Raw genomic sequence first — 10,684 nt, 5'->3', positions numbered from 1 at the left:
CCGCTGTGCCGACCTTCCCGCCGTGCCGGCGCTGGTTGTCCACAGGCTCCGGGCGGCCACGGCTCGATTGTGGTGGGATCGGGGTATGGGTGCGAACGACGAATTCGTGTTCCTCGGCTGTTACACGGGCGAGACCGGAGGTGAGGGCGAGGGCATCGTCCTGTTGCGCCGCGACGGTGTGACCGGCTCCCTCACCCGGCTGGGCGTCGCCGCCCGGACCCCGTCGCCGTCCTTCCTGGCGCAACACCCCACGCTGCCGGTGCTGTATGCGGTCAACGAACTGGACTCCGGCACGGTCAGCGCCTTCGCCGTCGCCGGGGACGGCTCCCTCTCTCCACTGGCCGTGCAGTCAACCGGTGGTTCGGCTCCCTGCCATCTCGCAGTGTCCTCGGACGGCCGTCATCTGCTGGTCGCCAACTACGCCAGCGGGGATGTGGCCGTGCACCCGCTGGAGGCCGACGGCGTGCCGGGCGAGCGCTCCGACCTGCTGAACCTCGACGGCAAGGGCCCGGTCGCCGACCGGCAGGAAGGCCCGCACGCGCACATGGTCGCGCCCGATCCGAACGGTCCGGACGTCCTCGTCTGCGATCTCGGCTCGGACCGGGTGTGGCACACCCGGCTGGACCCGATCTCGGGCCGGCTCACGCTGGTCGGGGCGGCGGCCGTCGCGGAGCCCGGCACCGGTCCCCGCCATCTGCTGCGGACGAGGGACGGTGCGCTGCTGGTGGTCGGCGAGCTGGCCGCGGACCTGACCTGGTTCCGGCCCGGCGCCAGCGGCGCCCTGGAGCGCGCCGGCGCCTGCCCGGCGAGCGCCGCGTCCGAGAAGGCGAGCGCCGCGTCCGAGAAGGCGAGCGCCGCCTTTGAGAAGGCGAGCGCCGAGGAGGGGCAGGTGGGCGCCGCGGACGAGAAGGCGGGCGGCGGCCGGCGGAATGAGCCGTCCGAGCTGGTCGCCGGTCGCGACGGCCGCTTCGTGTATGTCGCCAACCGCGGCCCCGATACCGTCTCGGTCTTCGCGTGGGAGCCCGACGGCGGCACCCTCGTGGCCGAGGTGGCGACCGGCGGCAAGGGGCCGCGGCACCTCGCGCTGCTGGCCGATCACCTATATGTAGCAAATGAGCGTTCACATTCCGTGACGGGATTCCGGATCGATCCCGACTCCGGCATTCCGCATCCGGAGGGCGAGCCGGTTTCCGGGGGCAGTCCGACCTGTCTCCTGCGGTGGGCGCCGGCCCCGGCGGCGTAAGGGATTCCAGGGAAGGAGCCGGACACCGCCGGAGTGTCGTGATCTTCGGGGAATAAACGGCAAGGCCGACGAGGGTGCCGCCACGCACCGAGATGGCAACACCACGCTGAGTTAATTGAGTATTCGGAATTTCCAATCCGAGTAAGTTTCGTCCGAACGTATATGGCATTCGGCCCAGCAGATGCGCAGTATGGAGCGCGTGTCAGGCCGCCATCGCAGAAATTTCACGCTCCGAGGAGCCGGCGTCGTCGCGTCTGCGATGGCGATCGTTGTAGTCCTCGCCGGGACCTGGCTTGGCTACCAGAAGCTCGCCGACGACGGCTGCTCGGGTCAGATCAAGCTCAACGTCGCCGCCGCGACCGAGATAGCGCCCGCCGTGGAGCGGGCCGCGCAGCAGTGGACCACCGGAGGCGCCCAGGTCAACGGCACCTGCGTCGCCGTGACGGTCACCGGTGCCAATTCGAGCACCATGGCCTCGACGATCGGGCAGAAGCACGGCGCCACGCTCACCGGCCTCGGTGCCGGCGGCAAGGACACCGTGCCGGACGTCTGGATCGCCGACTCCACGACGTGGCTCCTGCGCCTGCGCTCGGACGCCTCCGGCTTCCGGCCGACCGACGGCAAGTCGGTCGCCACCAGCCCGGTGGTCGTCGCCATGCCGGTTCCCGTCGCGCAGACCGTCGGCTGGCCCGACCGCAAGCTCGGCTGGAACGACCTGCTCAAGAAGATGACGACCGGAAACGCGCTGCGGACCGGCATCGTCGACCCGACCCGGGACGCCGCCGGCCTGGCCGGTCTGCTCGCCCTGGCCGCCGCCGCCGGCACCGGCGGCGGTGTGGAAGCCAAGGCCCAGCAGGTCGGCGCGATGCGGGCCCTCGCGGCCGGCAGCTCGTCGCTGCGCGAGGACCTGCTCCAGAAGTTCCCCCGCTCGGCAGACGCGACCGACCTGGCCACCGGCATCAGCGCGGCGCCGCTGTCCGAGGAGGACGTCGTGGCGTACAACGCGGACAAGCCGCCGGTGCCGCTCGCCGCGCTCTACCTGAACCCGCAGCCGCCGTCGCTGGACTATCCCTACCTGGTCATGCCCGGGGTCGACCTCACCAAGGCGGCGGCCGCCACGGGCCTGCGCGAGGCGCTGGAGCAGCCGGGCTTCAAGAACGAGCTCGCCAAGGTCGGGCTCCGGGCGCCGGACGGCACCGTGGGCGCCGGCTTCGCCGCTCCCACCGGCGCGCCGCAGGCCACCCCGGGGGCCACGGCTCCGTCGACCGGCACCGAGGGCAGCGCCGCGTCGGGCATCGACGCCAGCGCGATCAACCGGGTGCTGGGCAGTTGGACCGCCATCACGCTGCCGGGCCGGGTGCTCGCCGTCTTCGACGTGTCGGGCTCGATGAAGACGAAGGTGCCCACGGCCGGCAACCTCGACCGGGCCGCCGTGACCCGAGCCGCCGCCGTCCAGGGTCTCACCCTCTTCGACGACAAGTGGGAAGTCGGCACCTGGGTCTTCTCCACCGAGATGGACGGCGACAAGCCCTACAAGGAGGTCGTGCCGATCACGCCGCTGACCTCCGGACGGGCGAAGGTGCAGGCGTCGGTCTCCGAGATCGTGCCCAAGGAGGGCGGCAACACCGGCCTGTACGACACGACGCTGGCCGCGTACAAGGAGATGCAGGAGAACTGGGTCCAGGGCAAGGTCAACTCGGTCCTGCTCTTCACCGACGGCAAGAACGAGAACGCGAACGGCATCTCGCGGGAGACGCTGATCGCCGAGCTCAAGAAGATCGTCAAACCCGAGAAGCCGATCCGCATGGTGATCATCGGCATCGGCACCGGGGTCGACGCCGACGAGCTCGAGGCGATCACGGCCGCGACCGGCGGCGGAGTCTTCGTCGCCCCCGACCCGGCGAAGATCTCGGAGATCTTCCTCGAGGCGATCTCGTCCCGCAACGGCGCCCGCTGACCGGACCGCAGAAGGCGCCGCTGGGCGGACTGTAGAAGCCGCAACCGGCCAGAGCGCAGAAGGCCGCCGGTAAGAGCGCAGAAGCCGCTCCGCCCCACCAGGGGCGGGGCGGCCTCTCAGTGCCGGGGGCCGGTCCAGTCGAGGCAGACGGCGACCGCGTCGTCCTCGAGGTCCCCGCTCACGAAGGCCCGCAGATCGCCCAGGAGCGAGCGCACCGCCTGCAGCGGTGCCAGCGCCGCGGTCCGCCGCACGAAACGGTGCAGCGCCGCGTCGCCGTACCGCCCGGTGTGCCCGGCAGCGTCCGATATCCCGTCACTGACGACGATGAGGCGATCGCCCGGGGACAGCCGCAGTGTGCGGGTGACGTAGTCCGACGTCTCGAACATGCCGAGCGGGAACTGCGCCCCCAGCGGATGGTCCAGGACCTCTCCGGCACGCAACACCATCAGCCGGGGCGAACCGGTGTCGACCATCGTCAGTTCGCCGGAGAGCGGGTCCAGCTCCAGCAGGAGCGCCTCCACGTGCGCCTCGCCGCGGTGCTGGGCGAAGATCGCCTGGTCGGCGAGGGCGGCCTGATCCGCCAGGCAGAGCCCGGCCCGGCGGGCGTTACGCAGGGCGTGCACGGCCAGCGAGGTCAGGAGCGCGGCGCTCACGCCCTCGCCCATGCCGTTCAGCACCGTCAGGAAGACCCTGCCCTCGTACTCGGACCAGTCGAAACCGTCGCCGCGTACGGCGTACGCCGGCTCGAGCTGGCCCGCCAGGCTGAACTCGCGCCCGACGCGGCACCGTCCGGGCAGCAACTCCCACTGCATCTCCGCCGCCAGGGTCAGCCGGCGCGTGCGCGCGGCCACGGTATAGCGGTCGGTGCCCGCCCCGGCCGCCTGCAGCTCGTGCGCGAGCAGGGTCGCGATCTCGGCCAACTCGGCGCGCTCCACCTCCGAGGACGGCGCGGGGGAGCGGCGCAGCACCCCGAGCCGTTCGCCCCGCGTGGTCACCGGCAGATAGGCGACCTGCCCTGCCGTGACCTCGGCCTGATGGTCGAACGAGCGCCATGCGGGGTCGCCGGGACGCGTGACGGGCGGGCCGGCGAACAGCGGCAGCAGGGCAGCCAGCCGATAGTCGACCAGGAGCAGGTCGAGGTCGCCGGCGGCGTACTCCTTGGCCACGACCTCGGCCAGGCACTCCACCACGCGGTCGGCGGGAGCGTCCGCCAAGGCGCGTCGTACGGCCGTCAGCCGCTCTGACACGCTTTCACCCCCTCGACAGGTGCATCGTACGGGTAGTCTCTGCTGCACCATGGCCGAACACCATGGGCCGGATGGGCCACTCCACGCTGCGGCGGTCGACGACGCCGCACCCGCCTTGCTGGCCGCCTGGGATGCCGCCCGCGAGCGGGCCACCCCGCGGCTGTCCTGGCCCCAACTCAACGCCCTGCTGGTGGTGGAGCGCCAGGAGGGCATCAACCTGCGTGGCCTGGCCGGCGAGCTCAAGATGATCCTCTCCTCGGCGAGCCGGCTGTGCGACCGCCTCGTCGCGTCGGGCATGGTGGAACGCGTTCCCGGCCGCGTCGACCGGCGGGAGATTGCGCTCTATCTGACGCCGTCGTCGCGGCAGCTCCTGGACGATCTCCGCCGGACCCGCCGCGAGATCCTCGCCGAGGTGCTGCGCCGGATGAGCCCCTCGGGCCGCGCGTCGCTGATCCGCGGCCTCACCGAGTTCAGCGCCGCCGCGGCCACCGCCGAAAGGGATCCGCAAGCGCGTACGGCGTGAGTCGCCGTGGCGGCCGACGCCCGAGATACTGCGAGCAACGCACACATCGGTCTCGCCCCCGTGGAGGTAGCCGTGCCGCTCCGACCCACCCGCGATGACAAGTTCTCCTTCGGCCTGTGGACCATCGGGTGGCAGGCCCGGGACCCGTTCGGCGACGCGACCCGGGGGCCGCTCGACCCGGTGGAGGCCGTGCACCGGCTCGCCGAGCTGGGTGCGTACGGGATCACCTTCCACGACGACGACCTCGTGCCGTTCGGGTCCGACGCGCACTCCCGCGACGGGATCGTCGCCGGCTTCCGCAAGGCGCTCGACCAGACCGGCATGGTCGTGCCGATGGTGACCACCAACCTCTTCACCCATCCGGTGTTCAAGGACGGCGGCTTCACCAGCAACGACCGGGGCGTCCGCCGCTATGCGCTGCGCAAGGTCCTGCGCAACATGGACCTCGCCGCGGAGCTGGGTGCGAAGACCCTGGTGCTCTGGGGCGGCCGGGAAGGCGCCGAGTACGACGTCGCCAAGGACGTCCACGCCGCCCTCGACCGCTACCGTGAGGCCCTCGACCTGCTCGCGCAGTATTCGGTGGACCAGGGCTACGGCCTGCGTTTCGCCCTCGAGCCGAAGCCGAATGAGCCGCGTGGCGACATCCTGCTGCCCACCGCCGGGCATGCCCTCGCGTTCCTGCGCGAGCTGGAGCGCCCCGAGCTGTTCGGGATCAACCCCGAGGTCGGCCACGAGCAGATGGCGAACCTGAATTTCGCCCACGGCGTCGCCCAGGCGCTGTGGCACGGCAAGCTGTTCCACATCGACCTGAACGGCCAGCACGGCCCCAAGTTCGACCAGGACCTGGTTTTCGGCCATGGCGACCTGCTCAACGCCTTCGCGCTGGTCGACCTGCTGGAGCACGGCGCGCCCGGCGGCGGTCCTCGGTACGACGGACCCCGCCACTTCGACTACAAGCCGTCGCGCACCGAGGACCACACCGGGGTGTGGGAGTCGGCCGCGGCCAACATGCGGATGTATCTGCTGCTCAAGGAGCGGGCCCAGGCATTCCGGGCGGATCCGCGGGTGCAGGCCGCACTCGTCGAGTCCGGGGTGCTCGAGCTGGCACGGCCGACCTTGGACGAGGGCGAGACCTACCGGGAGCTGCTCGCCGACGAGAGCGAGTTCGACGTCGAGGCAGCCGGAGCCCGGGGCTACGGCTTCGTGAAGCTCCACCAGCTCGCCATCGACCACCTGCTCCGGGCGTGAGGACGACATGACTCTCGTCGCCGGGATCGACAGCTCCACGCAGTCCTGCAAGGTGGTCATCCGCGATGCCGAGACGGGCGAGCTGGTCCGGCAGGGGCGCGCCGGTCATCCCGACGGCACCGAGGTGCACCCCGACGCATGGTGGTCCGCCCTGCGGAGGGCCGTCGAGGATGCCGGCGGCCTGGACGACGTCGCCGCCGCCTCGGTGGCCGGTCAGCAGCACGGCATGGTCGTCCTCGATGAGGACGGGGAGGTGGTCCGCCCGGCGCTTTTGTGGAACGACACCCGCAGTGCCGGCGCCGCCGCCGAGCTGATCGAGGACCTGGGCGGTGGGGACGCCGGCCGGCGCGCCTGGGTCGACGCGGTGGGCATTGTCCCGGTCGCCAGCTTCACCCTCACCAAGCTGCGTTGGCTGGCCCGCCACGAGCCGGAGGCCGCGAAGCGGGTGGCCGCGGTGTGCCTGCCGCACGACTGGCTGACCTGGAAGCTGTCCGGGGCCTCCGGCCTGGACGCCCTGCGCACCGACCGCAGCGACGCCAGCGGCACCCTCTACTGGTCCCCCGCGACCAACGCTTACCGCCCCGATCTGCTGGAGCTCGGTTTCGGACGGCGCATCCACACGCCCGAGGTTCTCGGGCCGACCGGCGTCGCCGGACGCCTGCCCACCGGTGCTCCGCTGGGGCCGGGAGCCGGTGACAACGCCGCGGCGGGGCTCGGCACCGGCGCGCTGCCCGGCGACGTCGTGATCTCCATCGGCACCTCCGGCACGGTGTTCGTCTCCTCCGACGTCGCTCCGGACGACCCGAGCGGGACGGTGGCCGGGTTCGCCGACGCCACCGGCCGGTTCCTGCCGATCGTGGTCACCCTCAACGCGGCCCGGGTGCTCGACGCGGCGGGCCGGCTGCTCGGCGTCGACCACGCGGAGCTGTCGCGGCTCGCGCTGACGGCGCCCGCCGGGGCGGACGGGCTGGTGCTGATCCCGTACCTGGAGGGCGAGCGCACCCCGGACCGGCCCGACGCCACCGGGGCGATCCACGGCCTCACCCTGCGCACCTCCGACCCCGCCCATCTCGCCCGGGCGGCCGTCGAGGGCATGCTGTGCGCGCTCGCGGACGGGCTGGACGCCCTGGTCGCGCAGGGTGCCGCCGCCCACCGGGCGGTGCTGGTCGGCGGCGGCGCGCGCAGCGTCGCCGTCCGCCGGATCGCCCCGGCGCTCTTCGGGCTGCCGGTGCTGGTCCCGCCGCCGGGCGAGTACGTCGCGGACGGCGCCGCCCGCCAGGCCGCCTGGGTCGTCGCGGGCGGCGACGCGCCGCCGAGGTGGTCGGCCGGAAGCCCCGAGGTGTACGAGGCCGACAGCGTTCCGTTGATCCGGGAGCAGTACGCGGCGGCCCGGGACAGCGTCGTTGACCGAGCCGACCGTTAACCTTCTGCGGGTGACCGGAGGAGGCTCGGCGCACCGCGCGTACAGCGTGGTGGTCTTCGTCGTCCTCGCGTCGCTGGACAACGTCGCCATCGGGCTCGTCCCGCCGCTGTACGGCAGCATCGGCGCGGCCTTCGGCGTCGGCGAGGGGCACATCGCGCTGGCCACCACGGTCATGTTCCTCATCAGCGCCGTCGCCGCGGTCGGGTGGGCGTACGCGGGCGACCGTACCGACCGCAAGCCGGTGCTCATCGCCGGCACCGCGATCTGGGTGGCCGGCACGGCCTGGTCCGGCCTGGCCGGGGGCTACGGGTCGTTCCTGCTGTCGCAGGTGCTCGCCGCGATCGGCCTCGGCGGCGTCGCCAGCGTCAGCTTCTCGGTGGTCAGCGACCTGATCTCGCCGCGGCGCAGGGGACTGGTGATGAGCTTCTGGGGGCTCGCGCAGGGCATCGGCACGCTCGCCGGGACGATGGTCGGCGGCCTGCTCGGCTCGGGGGACTGGCGGCGGCCGTTCCTCGTGGTCGCGGCCGCCGGCGTGGTGGCGGGAGTGGCCTACCTGCTCACCTACGACGTGCCGCGCGGCGACAGCCAGCCGGAGCTGCGCGGTGTCGAGTACGACGAGCGCATCCACCACGATCATCTGCCCCGGATCCTGGCGCGGCGCACCAACGTCTGGCTGATCTTCCAGGGCCTCTCCGCGCAGATCGCGTTCGGCTCCCTGGTGTGGCTTCCGGTGCTGTTCCGCGCGCGGGCCGAGGATCAGGGCTACTCGACGTCCACGGCCATCGTCGTGGGCAGCGTCTTCGCGAGCCTGTTCCAGCTCGGAGGCGCCCTGTCGATCTTCGGTGGGCTCATCGGTGACCGTCTGCAGCGCCGGACGCCGCGGGGGCGGGCCCTCATCGCGGCGGTCGGTGTGCTGGCCGCCGTACCGTTCTACGTGGTGCTCTACTTCGTGCCGCTCCGCATCGACGTCCCCGACGGCGGCAGCACGGGCGCGGTGATCCACGCCGTCCTCGCCGACGTGCTGACCGAGCCGTCGGTCGGCCTCAGCCTCGCCACCGCGGTCTTCGCCCTCGCGCTGACCTCGGCGAACTCGCCCAACTGGTTCGCGATGATCGCCGACGTCAACCCGCCCGAGCACCGCGGCACCGTCTACAGCCTGGGCAACCTGGTCAACGGCGTGGGCCGGGCCGGCGGCAACGCGCTCGTCGGCGTCGCCTTCCGCGGGCTGTCGGGCGCCTTCCCGCCTCCGCTGAACTACGCGGTCGGGCTGGCGGCGTTCCAGTTCTTCTTCATCCCCACCGGGATCATGTACTGGCTCGCGAGCCGGACGGTGGCCAGGGACATGGCGGACACCCATGCGGCCCTGGCCACCTACGCGGACCACGAGCAGGCGTGCCGGGAGACGCCCCCTACGCGCGCGCCCAGACCGTGACGTCCTGCGGCACCCGGCCGTCGGAGGTCAGAGGTTCGCTCGTCAGCAGCACCCGGGCGCCCAGCGGCAGCTCGGCCGGCGCGGCGCCGAAGTTGGTCAGGACCAGCACCTCACCGTTGCGGAACGCCAGCACGTCGGCTGGGGTATCCACCCAGGTCAGCGTGCCGGAGCCCAGGGCGTGCTCGGCGCGCAGGCGCAACGCCGAGCGGTAGAGCTCGTACGTCGAGCCCGGCACGTCCCGCTGCCGGTCGAGGGCGTACTCGGCCCAGGAGTCGGGCTGGGGCAACCAGCTCGCGTCGGCGGGACCGAAGCCGTACGAGGGTGCGTCCGCCTCCCAGGGGATCGGCACCCGGCACCCGTCCCGGCCCCGCTCGGCGTGCCCGGAGCGTTCCCACGCCGGATCCTGCCGGAGCTCGTCGGGGATCGCGGTGTGCTCCGGCAGGCCCAGCTCCTCGCCTTGGTAGAGGTAGGCCGAGCCGGGCAGCGCCAGCATCTGCATCGAGGCGGCCCGGGCCCGGCGCAGGCCCAGCGGCGCGTCGGGCTGCGGGTCGTCCGCTCCGATACCGTGCCGGCGCGGCTCGCCCACCGGATAGCCCAGCCGGGTCGCGTGCCGCACCACGTCGTGGTTGGAGAGCACCCAGGTGGTCGGGGCGCCGACCGCGGCGTTGGCGACGGTGGTGGTGTCGATGACCTGGCGCAGCGGGTCGGCGGACCACGGAGTGTCGAGGTACTCGAAGTTGAACGCCTGGTGCATCTCGTCCGGGCGCACGTAGCGCGCGAGCCGCTCCGCGGGCCGCACCCAGGCCTCGGCGACGAGGATCCGGTCACCCTCGTACGCATCCAGCACCGAGCGCCACTCCCGGTAGATGTCGTGCACACCGTCCTGGTCCCACATCGGTGGCGGCGGGGCGCCCTCCGGTGCCAGACCACCGAGGATCATCTCGTCGGCGTACTCGTAGTCGGCGAGGTCGGCGTCCTTGATCAGACCGTGGGCCACGTCCACCCGGAAGCCGTCGACGCCCCGGTCGAGCCAGAAGCGCAGGATCGCCGAGAATTCGGCCCGGACCCCGTCGTCGCCCCAGTTCAGGTCGGGCTGGGAGACGTCGAAGAGGTGCAGGTACCACTGGCCGTCGGCGACCCGCTCCCAGGCGGGACCGCCGAAGACGCTGCGCCAGTCGTTCGGCGGCTCTTCGCCGTCCGGGCCCCGGCCGTCGCGGAAGATGTAGCGTTCCCGCTCGGGGCTGCCCGGCCCGGCGGCCAGCGCGGCCCGGAACCAGGCGTGCTCGTTCGAGGTGTGGTTGGGCACCAGGTCGACGATGACCTTCAGCCCCAGCGACCGGGCCTCGGCGATCATCTTGTCGGCGTCGCCGAGGTCGCCGAAGCGGGGATCGACCGAGCGGTAGTCGGCGACGTCGTAGCCGGCGTCGTGCTGCGGTGACGGATAGAACGGCGACAGCCACACCGCGTCCACGCCGAGGTCGCGCAGGTCACTCAGCCGCGCGGTGATGCCGGGCAGGTCGCCCATGCCGTCGCCGTCGCCGTCGGCGAAGGAGCGCGGATAGATCTGGTAGATGACGGCGCTGCGCCACCAGTCAGTGGGGGATGGCATGC

The 10,684-nt window shown here is 72.4% G+C and carries 8 protein-coding genes; 6 read left to right on the top strand and 2 right to left on the bottom strand.

Going from position 1 to position 10,684, the window contains the following annotated elements; translation table 11 throughout:
• Window positions 1-85: 85 nt before the first annotated feature.
• Together EDD30_RS12520 and EDD30_RS12515 are read left to right on the top strand one after the other, a co-directional pair.
• Window positions 86-1,243: a lactonase family protein gene (locus EDD30_RS12520; protein WP_071807380.1), complete on the top strand. Its 1,158-nt coding sequence runs from the start codon at window positions 86-88 to the stop codon at window positions 1,241-1,243.
• Window positions 1,244-1,502: 259 nt separating this feature from the next.
• Complete coding sequence (locus EDD30_RS12515; protein ID WP_071807379.1) at window positions 1,503-3,200, top strand: substrate-binding domain-containing protein; 1,698 nt, start codon at window positions 1,503-1,505, stop codon at window positions 3,198-3,200.
• A 116-nt stretch (window positions 3,201-3,316) separates the two neighbouring features.
• Here EDD30_RS12515 and EDD30_RS12510 read toward each other — a convergent pair whose 3' ends face one another.
• Complete coding sequence (locus EDD30_RS12510) at window positions 3,317-4,447, bottom strand: PP2C family protein-serine/threonine phosphatase (RefSeq protein ID WP_071807378.1); 1,131 nt, start codon at window positions 4,445-4,447, stop codon at window positions 3,317-3,319.
• Between the two features lie 49 nt (window positions 4,448-4,496).
• Here EDD30_RS12510 and EDD30_RS12505 point away from each other — a divergent pair, with 49 nt between their 5' ends.
• The 4 genes from EDD30_RS12505 (at window position 4,497) to EDD30_RS12490 (ending at window position 9,073) form a co-directional block, all read left to right on the top strand.
• Window positions 4,497-4,970, top strand: coding sequence for a MarR family winged helix-turn-helix transcriptional regulator (locus EDD30_RS12505; protein ID WP_071807377.1), 474 nt, complete (start codon window positions 4,497-4,499; stop codon window positions 4,968-4,970).
• Window positions 4,971-5,042: 72 nt separating this feature from the next.
• Complete coding sequence (xylA, locus tag EDD30_RS12500) at window positions 5,043-6,218, top strand: xylose isomerase (RefSeq protein WP_071807376.1); 1,176 nt, start codon at window positions 5,043-5,045, stop codon at window positions 6,216-6,218.
• Between the two features lie 7 nt (window positions 6,219-6,225).
• Window positions 6,226-7,641 (top strand): xylulokinase, encoded by a 1,416-nt coding sequence (gene xylB, locus EDD30_RS12495; RefSeq protein WP_071807375.1) that lies wholly within the window; start codon window positions 6,226-6,228, stop codon window positions 7,639-7,641.
• Window positions 7,622-9,073, top strand: a complete 1,452-nt coding sequence (locus tag EDD30_RS12490) for an MFS transporter (RefSeq protein ID WP_071807374.1) — start codon at window positions 7,622-7,624, stop codon at window positions 9,071-9,073. The genes xylB and EDD30_RS12490 overlap by 20 nt, the downstream gene beginning before the upstream one ends.
• Here the strand turns inward: EDD30_RS12490 and EDD30_RS12485 are convergent.
• Entirely contained in the window at window positions 9,051-10,682 is a 1,632-nt protein-coding gene (locus EDD30_RS12485) for a glycoside hydrolase family 13 protein (protein WP_071807373.1), read from the bottom strand. The genes EDD30_RS12490 and EDD30_RS12485 overlap by 23 nt on opposite strands.
• Window positions 10,683-10,684 lie beyond the last annotated feature (2 nt).

This window comes from Couchioplanes caeruleus, assembly GCF_003751945.1.
Taxonomy (GTDB): Bacteria; Actinomycetota; Actinomycetes; order Mycobacteriales; family Micromonosporaceae; genus Actinoplanes; species Actinoplanes caeruleus.
The sequence above is the reverse complement of the archived record's forward strand: the minus strand, read 5'-3'. Positions and strand labels throughout refer to the sequence as shown.

Excerpts from the sequence above, each read along its gene's own strand:
- EDD30_RS12505 (WP_071807377.1), top strand. The coding sequence starts at position 4,497 with ATGGCCGAACACCATGGGCCGGATGGGCCACTCCACGCTGCGGCGGTC.
- EDD30_RS12520 (WP_071807380.1), top strand. The coding sequence starts at position 86 with ATGGGTGCGAACGACGAATTCGTGTTCCTCGGCTGTTACACGGGCGAG.
- EDD30_RS12515 (WP_071807379.1), top strand. The coding sequence starts at position 1,503 with ATGGCGATCGTTGTAGTCCTCGCCGGGACCTGGCTTGGCTACCAGAAG.
- EDD30_RS12485 (WP_071807373.1), bottom strand. The coding sequence starts at position 10,682 with ATGCCATCCCCCACTGACTGGTGGCGCAGCGCCGTCATCTACCAGATC.
- xylB (WP_071807375.1), top strand. The coding sequence starts at position 6,226 with ATGACTCTCGTCGCCGGGATCGACAGCTCCACGCAGTCCTGCAAGGTG.